This is a genomic window from Occallatibacter riparius (genome assembly GCF_025264625.1).
Lineage (GTDB): Bacteria > Acidobacteriota > Terriglobia > Terriglobales > Acidobacteriaceae > Telmatobacter > Telmatobacter riparius.
The window spans coordinates 4,059,598-4,078,946 of record NZ_CP093313.1 but is presented as its reverse complement, the minus strand read 5'-3'; the positions used below and the strand labels follow the sequence as shown (position 1 = coordinate 4,078,946).

The window sequence follows — 19,349 nt, the reverse complement described above, 5'->3', positions numbered from 1 at the left end:
CGAAGCCACAACAACACTGGCGGCCATCCCACCTCTTGGGATGGCCGTCTTGTCTGGGGGCTTCCGCGTCAGAGCCGGATCACGTATCACCTGGCCACCTGATCAGCTACACACATTCTTTGCTCCGCCGCGTCTCACACCATACAATTCCGTTGCAGACACTCGCCTTTATGTACGGAGATAAAATGCGGATTTCAGTTCTGATCGCTTGCCTCATTGCCGTCACCGGCATCGCCGCCGCCCAGCATGAAGACCCGCATTGGCAGTATGTGGGCAAAGAGGGACCGGTGAACTGGGGCAAGCTCGATCCCGCTTTCCACGCATGCTCTGACGGCAAGCAGCAGTCGCCTATCGACATCCACGGAGCGCATCTCAACAAAAGCCTGCCGCAGATCGAATTTCATTACATGGCGAGCGCGGGCACCATCGAAAACAGTGGCCACACGGTGATGATTACGCCTCACCCGGGCAGCTACATCATCATTGCCGGTGTACGGTTCGATCTGGTTCAGTATCACTTCCATCACCCGGCGGAAGAGTCGGTCAAGGGCAAGCTCGACGACATGGACGTGCACCTCGTCCACCAGAGTGCCGACGGCAAGTTGGTTGTTGTGGGTGTACGTTTCCGTGAGGACCCCAACCAGGCCAATGCCACGCTGGCCACACTATGGGCAAAGATGCCTACTGCTATCGGTCAGAAGAACGACGTGCCCCAGATCAACCCCGCCGGCATGCTTCCCGCCGATCGCGGCTACTGGACCTACATGGGCTCGCTGACTACGCCTCCCTGCACCGAAGGAGTGCGCTGGTATGTGATGGAACAAGACCTGCCGGTGAGCCGCGAGCAGCTTCGCTTTTTCAGCGGAATCGAGAAGCTGAATTCACGCCCTGTTCAGGACGCGCACGGCCGCCGCATCGAGGCCAACGAGTAATCCGCCGGGCCGTCGAAAAACAGACCTGCAGGGTTAGAGTGTGGCTACCTCCGCTCTGTGAAGGTGATGGTGAACCCATCTGCTGTGGACCTGACTGCGATGCCCGTCAGGTCGCGCACAATGTAATCCGCATCCGCCAGTTCTTCTGCAGGATGCGTGAACAACGTCGCGATCACTGTGCAGCCCGCGGCTTTGCCGGCGGCCACGCCCGACGCCGAATCTTCGAAGACGACGCAGTCTTCCGGCGCAACGCCCAGCATCTCCGCTCCCGCTAAAAACGGCGCAGGATGGGGCTTGCCCTGCGCGACCTTGTCACCATGTACGAAGTGATCAGGCGCCGGCAGCCTCGCCTCCTTGAGCCGCACCTTTGCCAGCCGCTCCGTTGCGCTCGTCACGATGGTCCAGCGCTCATGCGGAAGAGCCTTCAGCAGGTCGCACACGCCTGCCAGCACGATGATGTCATCCACGTCCTCGCATTCGAGGTCCTCGAGGATCTCGAGTTCCTTCTCCGCATCGAGATCGGGCCGCACCACGCGGAGGCTGTCGATCGCCCGCCGACCGTGGATGACGCTGATCGCATAGGCGGGATCAACGCCGCGCATATTGCACCACTTGGTCCAACTGCGCTCAACTGACCCGATGGACGAGATCAAGATCCCGTCCATATCGAACAAAACTGCTTTGCACGTGACTGTAACAGGGGAGGAAGAAACGGATAGTGCCATGCTTCTATTCTATGGGCGCGAGGGCTTCTCCTTTGCGGCCTGCTCCGTGGCGGCAAAGCTCACCTTCGCCGGTGTTCCGAATGTCACAGTCGCATCCGCCGGGGTCTTGCGGCTTCCATGCTGAACCTCGGACTTCTGCAGCTTCATCCCACCGTCCGCAACAATTGCATCGCCGCTCCACTTATCGAAGCGCGTGAAAACCGGCGGCACACCAGGACCTATGATGGTCCCGTGCTGCCACTCGAAGTGCATTGTGCCTTGGGCCGCTTTGGCTAAGTCCGTATCGGTGAACCCGGACAGCTCCAGTTTCCCGCTGCCGCTCACGGTGCCGCCGCTCAGCTTCAACCCGGCAAGCTGCCCCAACTGTGCAGGATTGACATTTGTGAACGACACTTCACTTTCGTACTCTGGCTTGTCGCCGGTCGTGAGCGCCACTTTCCCGGAGAGCGTCCCGCCCAGCAAGTTTGCCTGGAATGCCCGCGCATCGAGTCCCGTTGCAGACACCTTCAACCCTGCCGTCGCATTGCTCAGCGTGAAGGGTCCCATCACCAGCGAATCGGCCGTGGCCGTGCCCTCCAGCCGCGGCCACACGGAAGTAGCCGAGTTCGGTGTAATTCGATTGATCAGCGTGGAGATCACGGAGCCCTGTTGACGCACTCCCAGCAGTGCAGCCTCGGCCTCTGCCGCATCCAGTTGAGCAAAATGAACCGTGAATTGCGGTGGGCATCCGTCCGGATCTGCGCAGTTTTCCGGCAGCGGCAGCGCGAGCGTGGCGCTTCCCTTCACCGCTCCGTAAGAAAACTCAACCGGATCCCAGCGCATCTTGCCGTTTTCCAAATGCAGCGTTGCCGCCGAGATCATCACCGGATTGGCCAGAAACGCGGGCTTCCAGTTCGCGTTCTTCAGCGACACTGTGCCGTTGGTCTCAACCGATCGCGGCGGCCGCGCCGGGCCGTTCTCCGGAGACAGCGCCAGACGCGTATCCGGCGGAGGTACCCACGGTCCGTGCGCAGTGAAATCGAGCGCCGCGGGATCGCCTGCCAGCTGCGCCAGAATGGGCTCGGCATCGGAGCCGGCCACATGCGCAAATTCGCGTAGCCGTGGTACCGCCGCCGTTCCATGCACACCGAGCTCAAAGCTGCTCAGGGCGATTCGTGCGGTCAACGCGAGCGGAGCGGGTCCACCAGCGGGAATGCTCACGGTGGTTTCTAGAGCTGCCGGTTGGCCGGGCTGTTCCGGCGCTGGCTCCAGCGTCATGCTGGCTACCTGGATCGGCTTGCTCAAAGCCTCGCCGGAGATACGCAGCCCTGCCACGGTGAAGGTGCCCGTCAGGTATCCCACCGCAGCGCGCGCCTGCGCCGCCCTCGAACGTCCCGCAGTCTTTTTTAACTGTGACGCCAACTGCGCCGCGTTCTCGGCGGCGGCTGCGGCAGGATCGAAGGTCATGTGTCCGCTTACCGCTCCCGCCGCCTGCAGACTGGGATCGATGCTGCTCCGCATCGTTCGCAGCAGGTCCAACGCGGCCTGTGCCGGAATGCGATCAAGTTCGACCGTCACTTTGGGCTGCTGCCCGCCGCCGGGCAAGCTTCCGGTAATGCGCGCCCGCCCATCGCCCACGGGGCTGTTGCACAACAGCTTCTCCACGCTGCGGTCGTTGTAGTGCAGCGTGAACCCGCAGGTCGCGTCGAAGTCCATTGGCGTCTCCGGCGCAAACTCGGCGCGATGCACACCCGAGGCGCGCAGCCGCGACTGAACCTTGGCCGAGCCAGCGGTGCCATCCAGGTGCAGTTCGCCGGTCAGGTCACCGCGCCAGCCTTGATCCGACGCGAGCACCAGACGCGAGAGCTGCCCCAGTTGCGCCTCTCGCCAGTCGAGATCAACACGGAGGGGCATCTGGCTGAGCTGCGGAGCGGGCAGCAGAGTCGCGTCCATGCGAACGATGCCCGTGTCCGCCAAGTCCAGGCTCACGTCAGTACGCGCCGGCTGAGCCTTCAGGCGCACGCGCCAGTTGCCGTTCGACTCGCGCCACATCGAGGCGTCCGCGCTTAGGAGGGAAAACGGTAGCTTCTCGATTCCGTCCTTGATGTTGATTCGGGAGTTGGTGGCCTCGAGATAGGGAGGCTGCTGACGGCCCTGGTCCTTCTTGCTGCCCGCCGCTGCGTTGCGAAACAGCGAATCCAGGTTCCACGCGCCGTCGGGCATATGCACCAGGTTGAGACTCGCCTCATCGACGCTGATGCGGCTGATCTGCAGCTTGCCCTGCCACAGCGATGACAGGCGAATGGCGGCCGTGACCTGGTTGGCATGGAGCACCGGCTCTACGCCGTATGCGGGCTCCTCCTGCACTGTCAGATCGGTCAACAGAAACGCCGGGCGCGGGAGCACCCGCAGCTCGACTTCCGATAACCGTACCGGGCGTCCCAGCGCCGCCGCCACGGACTGCGTCACGCGGGCCTTGTAGTTGTTCAGGCTGATGTAGGGGGGAACGAAAACAAGAGCGAGAAGAAAGAACACCGCCGCGAGAGCTAACCACAACTTCGTCCGTCGCTTCCTCGAGGCTTGGAGATGTTCGGGCATCCCTCCCATCGTAATTGAGCGGAGAGGCCCGCTGCGGCGGCCGGTCCCTCCTGGGCTAAACTGCGCCGGACCGGTTCCTTCTGGCTTCTCAGAGTTGACCTGAGCGGTGTTTACCATTCAGTATCGAGATGCTCGCAAGGAGCTAAGGACGATTTCGCCTTATTTTCGTCATTTATTCGCGATAGGGGCGAAAGTCTGAATCTAGGCAGTGTTCGTATACCTAAGATTTCAAATAAGATCTATGGATCGATAAATGTCGCGACACGATGTATTTGATTTTATCTGTTATTTTTCTGGTCAACCTGCCTCGATTGGTTGTACGGATTTCCCTACAGACTACATAGCGCTGATCGACCATTCGAAACATACTGCCGGAGTATTGATTGTGAAGCAAGGCGGATCAACAGGCTGTGCCAGCCGTCACACAGCTCGGCCGTCACGACAAAAAGCATATGTCGATGTGACGGCAGCTCTTGACGCGAGGGCGCTTGTGAACCCTGGCGGAAAAGGAAAAGCGCGCTGCCCGTGATGGCCGCGCGCTTCTCTGCTCCCTTTCCCGATCGTCTCTTAATGCATCAGCTTCAGCGTCCGGTTCCAGCGCGTATCGGTGAAGAAGTGAATCGCTACATGGCCCATCCAGGCGATCTTGGCGCCCATTCCCGCCTGTTCGTACTGATTCTCAGGTGTGTCGAACGACCAGTAGTTGAACAGCGGGCGGCCTACGATGTTCTCACGCGGGACGAAGCCCCAGTAGCGCGAATCGAGGGAGTTGTGCCGGTTGTCGCCCATCATGAAGTACATGCCGGGGGGAATGACCAGGTCGCCATCCTTCAAGTGATTGGGGAAGTCGATGGCCCACGATTCCGGAGTGGAGCCTGGCTGGGCGACCGGCGGAACCGCCGGGAACTCGTCCAGGAATACTGGATCGGAGGCAGGCGTCATCTTGCCCTCACGCGGGGGAGCTTGCGCCACTCCGTTGATGTAAACAATGCCCTCATGCAAATGAATGTGGTCACCCGGAATACCGATGCAGCGCTTCACCAGGTAGAGGTACTGGTATTCACCGTTTACCTCGTCCATCACCGGCTTGATGAACACGACAATGTCGTTGTGCTTCGGTTCCCGGTAGTGGACCAGCGGCATCCACTTGGCGGGCGGGGAGAGGGTGATCCGGTCGACGAGCAGGTGGTCGCCCACCAAGAGCGTGTTCTCCATCGAACCCGACGGAATGACGAAGTTTTGCCCCAGGAACGTGAGGATGAAAAGGCCGACCACGAGCACGGAACAGATGCTAGCAATCGCTTCAAAGGGGGTTTCTTCCACGTGCTTTTCGGCGTTTTCCGTGGCGGGCGTCTCAGTGGCGGTCGCCATATTCTTCTTATTCATCCTCTGGCTCGATCTCTCACAGCGGCAATACGGCTTCCGGTTCACGCCGGTTCACTGACAAATGAAAATTGATCACTGACGACTGGCGTCAATGCACTATCCGGAAGATTCTCTTCCATCGCGCGAAGCCGGTCAGGCGGGCGGAAAGTTCCCTGTCGTGTCCGAGTCTATCATCCGATGCCTGTTCAACATCCGTGGTCGATGGCCGCTCCAGCGAGAAGTAAATCACCAACGGCCGCGCGATGATTGCTTCCCGCGGCACCAGTCCCCAGAAGCGCGAATCTTCGCTGTGGTTGCGGTTATCACCCAACATGAAGTACATGCCCGGCGGTACCACCAACTCCCCGTTCCGGGTCAGTTTTTGCATCTGCCGCCACCAGTCGGGATTGATGTTGGGATCGGTGTACACGCGGGCCGGGAAGTTGTCGCGGAACGGATTGGCCGCCGCCGGTTCGAATGCCGCGTAGGGCTCGGCGAGCGGAGCCTCGTTCACCTCAACGCGGCCGTCCTCCATCCGGATGCGGTCTCCCGGAACACCCACCACCCGCTTGATGAGCAGTGGGGGGTTAGGGTGGTGGAACACGACGATATCGCCGCGCTTCACGTCGCGATACGGGAGGATCAATCTCTCGAGGCTGCTTCGCCTGCCAGCGGGAGCGAAGATCTGTTTGTTGACCAGCAGGAAGTCGCCCACCAACAGGGTGTGCTCCATGCTTTCGCTGGGAATCAGAAAGGGCTGCAGGACAAAGGTGAGTAGGAAAAGCGCCACCACCACTGTGCGCAGCAGCGACCCGAATGCCTCGGGCACCGATGGCAGATTCACCCTCAGGTGTGCGAATGCGTGCTGCCGTGCATTGCCGACCATGGGAAGCTTCTGCTCCACTGGGTGGCCGGTGACCGGGGCGGGACTGCTCATTCTGCTGCTGACTCCTCTACTGCTGCGGCATCGCTTTGCGGGTCGTCGGCACGCGTCTTTTTCAACCGCGCCAGAGCCCTCCGCGCCGCATCCTGCTCCGCGTGCTTCTTGGTGCTTCCCAGTCCCCGGGCCAGCGGTTTACCTGGTTCGCCTTCCGCGGGTTTGAGCCGCACCTCAACCAGGAACCGCTTGCGGTGGTCGGGGCCGCTCTCACTCTTAACTTTGTACACCGGAGCTCCCAGGCGTGCACCCTGCAGATGCTCCTGAAGCGCTGACTTGTAGTTTCCCAGCGCCGCCCCGGAACGCAGTTCCTTCGCCAAATCATCCGCTGCCCGGCCCGTCACCCGCCGCTGCACAAACCCCCTCACCGCCTCCAGTCCACCGTCGAGGAACATAGCGCCCAGCACGGCTTCCATGGTGTTGGAGAGGACGGTGTTCTTGCGGCGGAGACCCGTGCGATCTTCGCCTCGGCTCAGGCGCAGGTGCTTTCCAAGCTCCACCTCTGCGGCAACTTCGGCCATGTGCTGCCGGCTTACCAACTGGGCGCGAACCCGTGTCAGCTCGCCTTCCTGCCAGTCCGGATACTTGAGAAAAATTGCCTCACCCACCGCCAGGCCCAACACCGCGTCTCCGAGGAACTCGAGGCGTTCGTTATCGCGCAGAGTTGCCCCGTCGCCCTCCTGCTGGGTCTGCTCGTTAGCCAACGAGCGGTGCGTAAGAGCGCGCACCAGCAGATCAGGGTTCTTGAAGCTGTAACCGATAGCCGATTCCAATTCGCCCAAGTTCGCTTGCACGTGGACCCCGGTGAGTGGTCTTATGACCCAGTTTGGAGCATCCATGTCTGCTGGATGCCGACGTCTCAGTTGCTGTTCAGACTAATAGATAAGAACACCGCGCGGAACGCTCGCCGGTACAGGTATTAGACGCGGGTTCCTGTTGTGCCGGTTCTGTCAATCTGCCTAGACTTATTGTGGTTTTGTCGCAGGCTGACCTTGCGCCGCGCCGGGTGGGGTCGAAGCACTGCCGGAGTCGTCCGCATCATCCTCCGAACAGGAATGTCCTTTCACCGAGTAGGCGGCCTTCATTCCCCGCTCGGCTGCCAGTCGGGTGTCCTGCTGGCCATCGCGGTTGTCCAAAGCCAGTTTGTACTCTGACAGCGCCTGATCGCGCTTGCAATCGAGGTCGAGCATGCGGCCCAGGTAGATGTGCGACCAAGCGAGCAGCCTAGGCTCCTTGGTTGTGGCCAGGGTATTCTGGAAGCGCGTAACCGCCTCACCGGGATGCCCGGTCATCGCTGCAACCCGCGCCAGCACGAAATTTGCTCGTGCAGCATCCGCAACTGCCTGAAGGCTGTCAGACCGCTCCGCAAGATATTGCCGGGCAAGGGCGCTCGCGCCAATCACGTCGCCAGCCTGCAATTTGGCTTCTGCCAGATCAAGCCCCTCGACCTTCTTGTGCTTGGGCCGCGACAGTACCTCTTCGTCTGCCTGCTGGTCGAACTGTGTTTGCCGGGCCCGGTGCACCTGCTGATCGATGTCCATCGAATAGACCATCTCGCCGATGGTGTCCTTCAAGCTGGCGGGATCGCGTTCGAACTGAATCATCTGCTCGTAGAAGTACTGAGTTAGGACGAATCCCTGCTTCATGTCGTGCTGCACCGCGGCCTGGCGTACCGTCTCCTGCTTCTGCTGGACGACCTGACGCTCGCGCTCGTACCTGGGCATCTGGCTGCGATCAACGCCCGCCGGGAGCTTGTAATCCGGAATGCCGGTGTCCATGGTCCGCGCTTCGATTGCCTTGATGAGGCACTCCACCGTCAATGGCACTGTGTCGGAGCGGTAGCGGAATTCCAGTGGCGCCTCGCGGATCTCCTTCAGGATCGGCTGAGCGCGATCGATCGCATTGGCGCGCGCATAGAGCAGCGGCTCGATCATGTAATGCAGGTAGACGTGCCGCACGTCGTTCATGCGGATGTTGCCGTTCTCGGGCGCAAGGACCACGACGTAATCCGTACCGTAGATGCGGGCATTCACGGTGTGGGGATTCAGCATCGGCTCTACGACGACAACGAAGCGGCGGCCGGTGTAGGTCTCGGCCGGCTGCTTGAGGTAGAGATCGGTGTTGACGATCATCCTGGTCAACGGGTCGTGGAATCGGTCAATTATTTCGTCGTAGCTGCGGTGCGTGGCCAGCCAGATTCCGTGCAGATTCGTGGTCTGGACAAAAGTCCGGAGCGAAGGCAGTATCTCCGCCACCTGCACCGCGTCGGGAGGCATCTCGGTGAGCTCGACCGAGGTCTCGAGCTCCGGCGGAGGTGTGAGATAGAGAGCAAGCGACACATACTGGCCGATGTCGCGGACAGTCCCGGTCATTTTGTGCTGGGCGATGTAAAGACAGACCTTGTCGCGGGCGTTGCGGGCGTCCTCGCTTCTGGCGAACGCCTGATTCAGCTCGTCACGCACTTTGGCCCGGATGGGGTCGCTCTGCTCGAGCCCCTCATCGTAGCCACAGGCGTTCAGCGCCGAGGCCATAAGGAACAACTGCTCTGAGGGAAGAAGCGAAACCGTGGGTCCGGCCGGATCGACGAGCGAGGGGGCTTTCTCCTGCGGCTGTTGGGCTGGGTTGGGAAGCTGCGCCGAAGATGAAGAGGACTGCTGCTGGCCCGACTGGGCCGCGACAGGAAGCGTGAACAGGCACGCGCAAGCAAGCGCGGCGGAAAAACGGAGCGAAAGCGACATGAAATGAACCCTGCCTGAATGGTAGTTAGACTACCGGGCAGGGTCAAACGTCCCAGGGTTTCTGATCCGTATACCCCGGCCTGAATTTAAGGATTAGCCGCGGACTGAAACGCCCGAGAACGACAGGACCGCGATGCCGCGCACGGGGTGCCCCCAGAACTTGGCGGGGGTGAACACCGACTGAAGCAGCAGGTTCTCGACTTCGGACCGGGTGGCGGCATCGTTGGGGCCCGAGATGATATTGAAGTCGTAAACCTGACCGGAATCATTTACATACGCCTCAACTACGACCGGGCTGGGCAAGGCTGCCATGTCGTTGTCGCCGGTGCCGGCAATTGAATAGTTGAGTCTCGGAGCCGTGGCCGCGCCGAGCGGCTCGTCACCAGCCTGAGCTTTCTGCGGCTGGGCGACGATACCCACCATGACCGCGACGGTTCCGATGAGCAGGACGGCGGAAGCAAATCCCGCGGCGGCCTGCAGCAGGAATGGACCTATGGTGTTTTGCCACGCCATGTTCAGGGTCTGTAAAGGGCTTCTGGCGCGGCGGGCACGTTCCTGGCTAACCGCCACGCGAATGCGGAGAGCAAGATCTGGAGGCTCCGGCACGGGTCCCAGCGCCGCCAGAGCTACCTGCGTCCGGCGCAACGAATTCCATTCCATCGCACAACCGGAACAGGAATCGATATGCGCGGACACGGCTTGCATCTCTAACCCTGTAAGCCGACCATCGAGATATTCAGAGAACTTTGTCTGGAAGTCACTGCAGCCGTTCATCTTGCCTCCTCTCCAAGGGGCAAACCGGGCATTGTGCGCGCAGGGGCATTCTGTTCCTGTTCCGCCGTGAGAATCGCTTTGAGGCAGGCGCGTCCGCGCACAAGCCGCGATTTCACAGTTCCCAGGTTCACGCCCTGCATTTCCGCCACTTCTTCGTACACAAAGCCCTCTATATCGCGCAGGATCAGGGTAGTTCGAAAGGGTTCAGGCACCTTAGCCAGCGCGGCTTCGACACGAGCCCGGGTTTCAGCTTGCACGGCGGCATCGAAGGGCGATTCGGCTGGGTCGACCAGCATCTCCTTTAACCGGATCGGAGATGACGTATCGCTTTCGGCGATCTCCTGCTCGATGGGCACTTCCTGCTGGCAGTGACGCATCCACCAGCGCCGCTGGTTCGAGGCTTCGCGCAACGCAATCCTGTAAATCCAGGTGCGCAAAGAAGACTCGCCGTGGAAACTGTGCACGCCGCGGAAGACCTTCACGAAGACTTCCTGGGCAAGGTCAGCGGCGTCGGCGCGGTTCTGCACCGTGCGAGCCAGAAGCGAATAGATCGGCTGATGGTAGCGCGCGATAAGCCACGAGAACGCTTCTTCGGAGCCGGCCCGCAACTCAGCTAAGAGGGCCGCCTCCTCCGATTGAAGCGTCAGCGCGCTGGCGATATTGCCCATGGTGAGATCCGCCTGCAACTCCAGTGTCCTCCCACCTTACCGCAATTCATGCACGTTTGGCATCTGACGCATCAAATGCCTGCCCGCATGGATCACTACAACTCGCCCGAGTAATCCGCAACTGCTCTCCCGGGGTACTACTGAGGGTCTGGAATCCCGTACGGCGAATTCCGCAGCCTCGTTTTCGGGTTCGTGGGGCAGGACACCAGCTGGTTTGCTGAATATTCCGTACCCCTTATTTTCTTAGACACCGAGAGGGGGCAAAGTGTTCCCGGTCACGGTCGAATGTTCATGCTGCGGTGCTATTTAGGTAGATCCAGTTCGTCCCGCGGTTTCGTCCGCCCGTGTTCTAGGTCGTCCGATTCGGACCGGACTCGGCACATTGACGAAAGTGGCCACACAGGCGAAAATAAGGAAGTTGGTTCCCCAAGAGTGGGCCTGTGGCGCAGCTGGGAGCGCGCTTCCATGGCATGGAAGAGGTCATCGGTTCGATCCCGATCAGGTCCACCAATTTAAATCCCCTCAAAACATGGAAACTTCGCTCGAGACGGCTCATCTCGTCGAGCTTTGCTGCGGCTAAGGCATCTTCCGTGTTGGGCGCCGCTCCGGCACGGAAACCGAGAGGAATGATGAACTCCTTCGCGCTGCAGGCCACTCTCCACGCCACCCATCCGGGGGATGACTTGGAAGACGCATACGAAAAGGCGGCCTTCCGGCCGCCTCCGTCTTCTCCCTGGGGACACCTACCGGCCTGTTTGGCTGGCAGTGCTGGTTTTGAGTGCTGCCTTGTTGGGGGTCAGTTTGGTCTTTTTCGGTTTGGCGCTTTTTGGCGCATTGTTGGAACTACTGGGAGTGGCCATGGTTTCCGCCTCCTTTCCTTCCGGGGGGAGGCCCGAAGGTGTCGTGAAGTGATTGTGAACACTGGGGCTGGAACGAATCATCGGAAATGCAAAGCATAGATGTCAATCGGAATGAGGAGCCAACCTTAGTTCTTGTCTATCGCTATAAACCCGGCCGGTGCGGCTGACAGCGATGCGGTCGTCTGGCTTCGCCACTCGCTTGGTCATTTGATCCACTCCATCTGCCCCTTTTAACGAGAGGAATTGGACTCGCGAATCGCAGACGGGGCGTTAGGGTCACGCCGAAGAGCTTTGAGTGCCGGATCTGACCTGGCGTAGCTGGCAGAATAGCCTTGCTTCAATGCCTTCTCGAGGAACGCGAGCGCCTGCTGACGATCACCAAGCTGTTCATAAGCCTCTCCAACCCGCTCAAGGACATCAGGATCGCCTGGAGCCAAAGCAACTGCTTTGCGCATCAAGGGCAGCGCATGATCGCGATCATGGATATTTGCGTAGTAGTATCCAAGCACTGAGACGACAAATGAATCCTCGGGAGTCTTAGCAGCCTGCGCCAATCCAAGAGCAATGGCCTTTCTGAAGGCCTCATCAGCTCTGGTCCCCTCACCACTAGCGAGATATGCCGTGCCCAGATTGCCCCAGGCCCCATACTTCGATTCGCTGATCTTTATTGCCTGCTGGAATCTCTGGATAGCCCCCGCATAGTCTCCCTTCTGAAACAGAACATTACCCAATTCGGTCACGGGATTCGGTCGCGGGTCCAGTTCAACAGACCCCTCCAATACGTTCTGGGCCTCTGCTAAGCGATCCTGCTTCCGATAAACAATTCCGAGGTCATACAAGATCCGAGCATTATCCTGACTTTTCGCCAGCGCGGCTTTCAGATTCTTTTCCGCTCCCGTCAAATCTCCTGAGTCGATCTGGAGCGCGCCGAGCAGATACGGCCATCGCCAGTTGTCCGGATCAAGGTCCATCGCTGTCTGAAACTCGTTCTTCGCGTCATCGAGGCGGCCCTGCTGCCGGTAGGCTTCGGCCAGCGCCGCATGCACGTCAGAGCTTCGATGGTCGAGATTTTCCGCTTTCTGCAATTCGTCCACGCCGACTTCAAACTTGCCCTGGTCCACGTGGATCGACCCGAGTGTCATCTGCACTGCGGCCAGATTGGGATTCATCTGGGCCGCGCGTCCTGCAGCCTCAGTCGCCTGATCGGCCCACTTGCTTTCCGACGTATCCGAAAATTTGCGCCAGTAGGCGCGTGCCAGGCCCGCTTCCGCGAGGGCGTAATTCGGGGAATTCTTCAGTGCCGCCTGGTAAAGGCTGATGGCCTTGTCCGTATTCCCCGGCTTGTCATATCGGCCGAGCGCCTCGTTGGCCGCGAGGTAATCTGCATAGGCCGGCGTTCCGGCGGCGGGGCCGACACCGGAATCTACCTTCCTGAACAATCGAGGCCCGAAAACAAAGCCTAGCGCCAGCAGGAGAACGACGAGCCAAGGCAGCGACAGCCACTTCGACCAGACGGTCTGCGGCCTCTGCGCCGGCGCGGCAACAATCTCGCCCAGGGCCTTCGCCATCTGATCGGCGCTCGCAAATCGCGCCTTCGGATCCATCTCCGTTGCCTTCGCGATGATCAACTGCAAACGGGATGGCGTCTTCTGCTTGCCGGGTGCAGGCACAAGTGGCACCGGCGAGCCAGAGAGCAAGAATCGCAGCAGAACTCCCATTGCGTAGATATCGCTTTGCGCGCTTGCCTGCTGGCCGTCGCGCAATTCCGGCGCCAGGTAGCCCGGTGTCCCAGCAAGCGAAGCCGTCGCGAGCAGTTCCTGGGTCAGGCCGAAATCCATCAACAGGACCCGCCCATCCTGGTCGCGCATGGCATTGCCCGGCTTGATATCGCGATGGAGAAGGCCCGCGTTGTGCACGGCCGCCAGGGCATTGCAAAGCTGCATGCCAACCTTGGCTGCTTCCTCTTCATTCAGAGGACCGCACGCCGCGATCCAGGCGGCCAGAGTTTGCCCGCGAACGTAGTCGCTCCAGAAGCCGACGCGCCCCTCGCGGCGATCCACACCATAGACGGAGACGATGTTGGAGTGGCGCACACGGGCGATCGCCCGGGCCTCCGTGATCAGCGTGGCAAACTGCTGTTCTTCATCCTGGCCGCGCGGCAGCAGCAGTTTCAGCGCGACTTCGCGCTCCAGCATGGGATCCCAGGCGCGGAACACCTCGCCGAAGCCGCCGCGGCCGAGCCTCTGCAATAACTGGAAATCGCCCCACGTACGGGGATGGACACAGTCGACATCGATCGCCTGCGCCGTTCGGCGTTCTTCCGCCAGCGGACGCGTCGACTCCATGTCCCGCGATTGCGTTACATCCGGGGAAGGAATTTCCGCCATCTCCAAACCTCGGGGGCCAGAGGGGTCTATTAATCTTCCTTCATCTAAGGTTCGATCATTCAGGAAGTTGCCCGATGGAGTGTAGGATACACGACGATCACATTTACCGGCGGAGAGAACTCAGCGCTGATTCATCTAGCGTTGAATCGCCCGGGAGCCGGCCGTCCTACCATTTTTGACAGTGTTCTTCCCCGCCCTGGCCCCTGATCATCGGCGTTGAGAACGAATAGCCGCCAAACCCTCTGTGAACGTCATCACAACTCCTCAGCAGCCCAGTCACTATTCTGCAGCGGAGACAACCGGAGGAATTAAATGAGTGCTACATCGCTTGAGCCGCAAGCTGCCGTAGCGGGCACAACCGCTCACACCCTTTCGGACGAAGAACTTCGGAATATCCATGCCTACTGGCGAGCCTGCAACTACCTTGCCGCGGGAATGATCTATCTGCGCGACAATCCCCTGCTTCGTGAACCGCTCCACAAAGACCAGATCAAGAGCCGCCTTCTGGGCCATTGGGGTGCGAGCCCGGCGCTGAGCTTCACTTACATTCATCTCAATCGCCTCATAAAGAAATACGACCTGGATGCCATCTTCCTCGCGGGGCCGGGGCACGGCGCACCCGGCGTGCTCGGGCCGGTCTACCTTGAAGGCACCTACTCTGAAGTCTTCCCAAATAAGAGCGAAGACGTTGCCGGGATGAAGACGTTCTTCAAGGAGTTCTCATTCCCTGGCGGCATAGGAAGCCACTGCACAGCGGAGCTTCCGGGCTCCATTCACGAAGGCGGCGAACTAGGCTATAGCGTTTCCCACGCATTCGGCGCGGCATTCGACAATCCCGATCTCATCGTCGCTGTGGTGGTGGGCGATGGCGAGTCGGAGACTGGCGCGCTGGCTACCTCGTGGCATTCCAACAAATACCTGAACCCTGTGCGGGACGGCGCGGTGCTTCCCATCCTGAATCTGAACGGCTACAAGATCAACAATCCGACGCTGCTCTCGCGGATTTCGCATGAAGAGCTGGAGAGCCTGTTCAAGGGATATGGCTGGACTCCGCACTTTGTTGAAGGCTCCGACCCTGAAGAGATGCACCAGAAGATGGCTGCCACCATGGAGCGGTGCGTGCTCGACATTCGGCGCATCCAGGGCGAAGCCCGGGCCTCCGGGAATCCGCAACGAGCGCGCTGGCCCATGATCGTGCTGCGCAGCCCCAAAGGTTGGACAGGGCCGAAGGAAGTGGACGGGCATCACGTAGAAGGCTTCTGGCGGGCACACCAGGTTCCACTCGCAGGCGTGCGCGAGAACCCGGCCCACCTCCAGCTTCTCGAAGAGTGGCTGCGCTCCTACAAGCCTGAAGAGCTCTTCGACGTTTCGGGGCGCCTTGTTCCCGAACTGAAGGAGCTTGCGCCGACCGGAACGCGCCGCATGAGCGCTAACCCTCACGCCAACGGCGGTCTCATCCGGCGGTCTCTGCGCCTGCCGGACTTTCGCGACTACGCCATCGAAGTCAAGCAGTCAGGCCGCGTGGCCGCGGAGAACACCCGTCCGCTCGCGTGGTTCCTGCGCGATATTGTGCGTGAGAACCCGCACAGCTTCCGCGTCTTCAGCCCCGACGAAAACACCTCGAACAAGCTCGACGCCATTTACGAAGCCAGCAAGAAACTGTGGCTGGCTGATTACCTGCCCGTGGACGCGGATGGCGGCGAGCTTGCTCCTGACGGCCGCGTGCTCGAGATGCTGTCAGAGCACACGCTTGAAGGATGGCTTGAGGGCTATCTGCTGACCGGCCGGCACGGCTTCTTCTCAACCTATGAAGCCTTCGTGCACGTGATCGACTCGATGTTCAACATGCACGCGAAGTGGCTTGCTTCGTCGCTCGAGCAGAAGTGGCGGGCGCCGATCTCGTCGCTGAATTTGCTCATTACGTCGACCGTCTGGCGCCAGGATCACAACGGTTTCACGCACCAGGATCCGGGCTTCCTCGATCTTGTGGTGAACAAGAGCCCCGAGGTGTGCCGCATCTACATGCCGCCCGACGCCAACTCTCTGCTCAGCGTAGCCAATCATTGTCTCAACAGCACCGGCTACATCAACGTCATCGTGTCGGACAAGCAGAAGCACCTGCAGTACATGACGATGGAAGAGGCCATCGTCCACTGCACCAAGGGCCTCAGCATCTGGAAGCAAGCCAGCAACGATGAGGGGGTGGAGCCCGATGTCGTGATGGCGTGCGCCGGCGACATTCCCACGAAGGAGTCGCTCGCCGCGGTTGTGCTGCTTCGCAAGCATTTCCCCAACCTCAAAATCCGCTTCATCAACGTGGTCGATCTCTACAGGCTTGTGCCCTGCACCGAACACCCGCACGGCCTGTCTGACAATGACTTCGACAGCCTCTTCACCAAAGACAAGCCGATCATCTTCAACTTCCACGGCTATCCGTGGCTGATCCATCGCTTGACGTATCGCCGCTGCAACCACAAGAACCTGCACGTACGCGGCTACAAGGAAAAGGGCAACATCAACACGCCGCTCGATCTCGCTATCAAGAACCAGATCGATCGCTTCAGCCTTGCCATGGATGTGATCGACAGGGTTCCGTCGCTGCAGGCTACGGGCGCGCACGCCAAAGAAGAGTTGCGCAACATGCAGATCGAGTGCATCGACTACGCCTATCAAAACGGCATCGACAAGCCGGAAGAGGACCAATGGATGTGGCCGGCGTGAGACCACGGTCTGAAGCAATTTAGCAAGGCCGGACTCCGGCCGCAGCGCGGCGCCATGCGGCCGGGAGCACCTGGTCCAACAGTAGATTTCCGAATACAGGAATGGGACGAGAAGGACGTTTCAATGAGCGAATCGACCGTAGTAAGCAATCTGCCCCAGCTGGACGGCGAAACTGCAGTCTCCAGATCGGCCGTGGTTCCACAGGAACTTGTTGATCGTTATGCCTGCGGGCCTGTCGGATTCTCTGGATCCGCCGACGCTCTCTACGATCGCCATCTCTTCCATGACAACGTGGTGGGCGAAGAGTCCGTAAACGCGCGTTTGCAGTATGAAGCGGTTGCGCGCACTGTGCGTGATGTTCTCTCGCAGCGCTGGGTGCGGACTGAGCAGACGTACCAGCGCGAGAATGCGAAACGCGTCTACTACCTTTCAATGGAATTCCTGATGGGCCGCGCTCTGGGAAATAACATTCGCAATCTCCAGCTCGATTCCGTCGCAGGCGAGGTGTTCAAGTCGAAGAACATCGACTGGACGAACATTCTTGAAGAGGAGCCTGACGCGGGCCTCGGCAATGGCGGCCTAGGTCGCCTGGCGGCCTGCTTCCTCGACTCCATGGCCACTTTGCAGCTTCCTGCCATGGGCTACGGTCTGCGCTACGAATACGGCATCTTCAAGCAGTCCATCGACAACGGCTGGCAGGTGGAGCGCCCTGACAACTGGCTGCGGTACAACGACCCATGGGAAGTGGCTCGGCCGGATGAAGCAATCGAAGTGAAGCTGAACTGTTCCTTCCATATGGAAGATGGACGTCTTAAGGTGCTGAGCAACGAGCCTTCCACGCTCATCGCCATTCCCTACGACCGTCCCATCGTCGGATACGGCGGCACAACCGTCAATACGCTTCGATTGTGGGCTGCCGCTGCTCCCGATTACTTCGACTTCCATCGCTTCAGCAAGGGAGAATTCATCGCTGCTCTCGCTGACAGTCTCGCAGCTGAGACCATCACGCGCGTTCTCTATCCGGACGACTCTACAATGAGGGGCGAAGCGTTACGTTTTTTCCAGCAGTACCTGCTCGTCGCAGCCTCACTCGGCGACCTCGTCCGGCGTTTCCGCGCTGCGAATGACGACTGGCATGCTTTTCCCGATAAGGCGGCCATTCAGCTCAACGACACCCATCCAACGCTGTCTGTTCCCGAACTCATGCGCATCCTGCTCGATGATGCGCGTCTCGGCTGGGACGAGGCGTGGGACATCACGCAACGAACGCTGGCATACACGAATCACACGCTGCTTCCTGAGGCTCTAGAAAAATGGCCATTGGAGTGGTTCGAGATGCTCATCCCGCGCCACCTCGAAATCATCTACGAGATCAATCGCCGTTTCCTCGACTCTGTCCGTGAGCGCTTCCCTGGAGATGAAGCACGCGTTACGCGCATGAGCCTGGTGGAAGAGGGTTCGACGCGCAAGATCCGCATGGCCAATCTCGCAATTGTGGGTTCGCACAGCACCAACGGAGTTGCCGCGATTCACTCCGAGCTGCTGCGTACCAAAACCGTCAGAGACTTTCACGACATGCTCCCGGAGCGGTTCAACAATAAGACAAACGGTGTGACGCAGCGGCGCTGGCTGCTGCTCTGCAATCCCGCACTGTCTGCAGTCATTACCGACGCCATCGGCGACCGCTGGATCACAGATCTCAGCGAGTTGCGCAAGCTGACGCCTCTTGCCGATGATGCCGAATTCCGCAGCCGCGTTCGCGGCGCCAAGCGTGGTGCAAAGGCGAGCTTTGCCGCGTGGCTCAGAACCACTCAAGGAGTCGTTGTCAACCCTGACACCATCTTCGACAGCGTTGTTAAGCGCATCCACGAGTACAAGCGGCAGCTGCTCGATGCGCTGCGCATCATCGTTCTCTACAATCGGCTGCGCGAAAATCCTGATCTCGAAATGCAGCCGAGAACTTTCTTCTTTGCCGGAAAGGCTGCGCCCGCTTACGCGCTTGCCAAGCTGATCATCAAGCTCGTGAATAACATCTCCGCCGTGATCGACAACGATTTAGTAGTACGAGGGCGGCTGAAGGTGCTCTTCCTCCCCGATTACAGGGTGTCTCTGGCCGAGCGGCTGATACCTGCGACGGAGGTCTCCAATCAGATATCCACCGCCGGTTATGAAGCCAGCGGCACCGGCAACATGAAGTTCATGATGAACGGGGCGCTCACGATTGGCACGCGCGACGGCGCAACGATTGAGATGGCCGAAGAATCCGGCGAGGAGAACTTCTTCCTTTTCGGACTCACCGCGGATCAGGTAGCTGACAACCGAGGCTGGTATAACCCGCAGTGGCACTACGAGAATGAGCCCGAAACTCGCGCGGCGCTTGATCTCATCTTCTCTGACCACTTCAGCGCGAACGAGCCAGGCATCTTCGAGCCACTGCGCAAGACGCTTCTTACGGGCGGCGACTTCTACATGCACCTCGCGGACCTGACCTCTTACATTGAGGCCGACCAGCGCCTGCTCAAGCTCTATGCCGACCCAGACGCATGGACGCGCATGGCCATCCTCAACATCGCGGGCTCTGGGAAGTTTTCCTCTGACCGAACCATCGCTGAATACGCGGCAGAGATCTGGGATGCGAAGCCCTGCCCGGTCCGTTAATGCCTGG

General features: G+C 60.0%; 12 protein-coding genes and 1 tRNA gene. 4 read left to right on the top strand and 9 right to left on the bottom strand.

What is annotated here, in order from left to right:
• Positions 1 to 185: 185 nt before the first annotated feature.
• A complete protein-coding gene (locus MOP44_RS16595; RefSeq protein WP_260791310.1) occupies positions 186 to 932 on the top strand; it encodes a carbonic anhydrase in 747 nt (248 codons plus the stop codon).
• Between the two features lie 44 nt (positions 933 to 976).
• Here the strand turns inward: MOP44_RS16595 and MOP44_RS16590 are convergent, their stop codons facing one another.
• The 8 genes from MOP44_RS16590 to MOP44_RS16555 all read right to left on the bottom strand — a co-directional run bounded on the left by MOP44_RS16590 (position 977) and on the right by MOP44_RS16555 (position 10,734).
• Entirely contained in the window at positions 977 to 1,657 is a 681-nt protein-coding gene (locus MOP44_RS16590; RefSeq protein WP_260791308.1) for an HAD-IA family hydrolase, read from the bottom strand.
• Positions 1,658 to 1,666: 9 nt separating this feature from the next.
• Positions 1,667 to 4,234: an AsmA family protein gene (locus MOP44_RS16585; protein ID WP_260791306.1), complete on the bottom strand. Its 2,568-nt coding sequence runs from the start codon at positions 4,232 to 4,234 to the stop codon at positions 1,667 to 1,669.
• 567 nt (positions 4,235 to 4,801) lie between these two features.
• A complete protein-coding gene (gene lepB / locus MOP44_RS16580) occupies positions 4,802 to 5,620 on the bottom strand; it encodes a signal peptidase I (RefSeq protein ID WP_260791304.1) in 819 nt (272 codons plus the stop codon).
• 88 nt (positions 5,621 to 5,708) lie between these two features.
• On the bottom strand, positions 5,709 to 6,536 hold the full coding sequence (lepB, locus tag MOP44_RS16575) for a signal peptidase I (RefSeq protein ID WP_260791302.1): 828 nt from the start codon (positions 6,534 to 6,536) through the stop codon (positions 5,709 to 5,711).
• On the bottom strand, positions 6,533 to 7,330 hold the full coding sequence (rnc, locus tag MOP44_RS16570) for a ribonuclease III (protein WP_260791300.1): 798 nt from the start codon (positions 7,328 to 7,330) through the stop codon (positions 6,533 to 6,535). The genes lepB (MOP44_RS16575) and rnc overlap by 4 nt, the downstream gene beginning before the upstream one ends.
• Before the next feature lie 171 nt (positions 7,331 to 7,501).
• Complete coding sequence (locus tag MOP44_RS16565) at positions 7,502 to 9,274, bottom strand: tetratricopeptide repeat protein (protein ID WP_260791299.1); 1,773 nt, start codon at positions 9,272 to 9,274, stop codon at positions 7,502 to 7,504.
• Positions 9,275 to 9,367: 93 nt separating this feature from the next.
• The gene (locus MOP44_RS16560; RefSeq protein WP_260791297.1) at positions 9,368 to 10,048 is read right to left on the bottom strand and encodes an anti-sigma factor; all 681 of its coding nucleotides are present in this window, start codon (positions 10,046 to 10,048) and stop codon (positions 9,368 to 9,370) included.
• Positions 10,045 to 10,734: an RNA polymerase sigma factor gene (locus MOP44_RS16555; protein ID WP_260791296.1), complete on the bottom strand. Its 690-nt coding sequence runs from the start codon at positions 10,732 to 10,734 to the stop codon at positions 10,045 to 10,047. Before MOP44_RS16555 ends, MOP44_RS16560 begins: the two co-directional genes overlap by 4 nt.
• A gap of 416 nt (positions 10,735 to 11,150) precedes the next feature.
• Between MOP44_RS16555 and MOP44_RS16550 the strand changes: the two genes are divergently transcribed.
• Positions 11,151 to 11,226: transfer RNA gene (locus MOP44_RS16550), tRNA-Ala, on the top strand.
• Between the two features lie 580 nt (positions 11,227 to 11,806).
• Here MOP44_RS16550 and MOP44_RS16545 read toward each other — a convergent pair.
• Positions 11,807 to 13,963 (bottom strand): serine/threonine-protein kinase, encoded by a 2,157-nt coding sequence (locus MOP44_RS16545; RefSeq protein ID WP_260791295.1) that lies wholly within the window; start codon positions 13,961 to 13,963, stop codon positions 11,807 to 11,809.
• Positions 13,964 to 14,275: 312 nt separating this feature from the next.
• Here MOP44_RS16545 and MOP44_RS16540 point away from each other — a divergent pair, with 312 nt between their 5' ends.
• On the top strand, positions 14,276 to 16,684 hold the full coding sequence (locus MOP44_RS16540) for a phosphoketolase family protein (protein WP_260791294.1): 2,409 nt from the start codon (positions 14,276 to 14,278) through the stop codon (positions 16,682 to 16,684).
• A 123-nt stretch (positions 16,685 to 16,807) separates the two neighbouring features.
• Entirely contained in the window at positions 16,808 to 19,342 is a 2,535-nt protein-coding gene (locus MOP44_RS16535) for a glycogen/starch/alpha-glucan phosphorylase (RefSeq protein ID WP_260791293.1), read from the top strand.
• Positions 19,343 to 19,349: the final 7 nt, after the last annotated feature.

Coding starts and splice junctions, on each gene's coding strand:
- MOP44_RS16535 (WP_260791293.1), top strand. CDS start 16,808: ATGAGCGAATCGACCGTAGTAAGCAATCTGCCCCAGCTGGACGGCGAA.
- MOP44_RS16585 (WP_260791306.1), bottom strand. CDS start 4,234: ATGCCCGAACATCTCCAAGCCTCGAGGAAGCGACGGACGAAGTTGTGG.
- lepB (WP_260791304.1), bottom strand. CDS start 5,620: ATGAATAAGAAGAATATGGCGACCGCCACTGAGACGCCCGCCACGGAA.
- MOP44_RS16595 (WP_260791310.1), top strand. CDS start 186: ATGCGGATTTCAGTTCTGATCGCTTGCCTCATTGCCGTCACCGGCATC.
- lepB (WP_260791302.1), bottom strand. CDS start 6,536: ATGAGCAGTCCCGCCCCGGTCACCGGCCACCCAGTGGAGCAGAAGCTT.
- MOP44_RS16590 (WP_260791308.1), bottom strand. CDS start 1,657: ATGGCACTATCCGTTTCTTCCTCCCCTGTTACAGTCACGTGCAAAGCA.
- MOP44_RS16545 (WP_260791295.1), bottom strand. CDS start 13,963: ATGGCGGAAATTCCTTCCCCGGATGTAACGCAATCGCGGGACATGGAG.
- MOP44_RS16540 (WP_260791294.1), top strand. CDS start 14,276: ATGAGTGCTACATCGCTTGAGCCGCAAGCTGCCGTAGCGGGCACAACC.
- MOP44_RS16560 (WP_260791297.1), bottom strand. CDS start 10,048: ATGAACGGCTGCAGTGACTTCCAGACAAAGTTCTCTGAATATCTCGAT.
- MOP44_RS16565 (WP_260791299.1), bottom strand. CDS start 9,274: ATGTCGCTTTCGCTCCGTTTTTCCGCCGCGCTTGCTTGCGCGTGCCTG.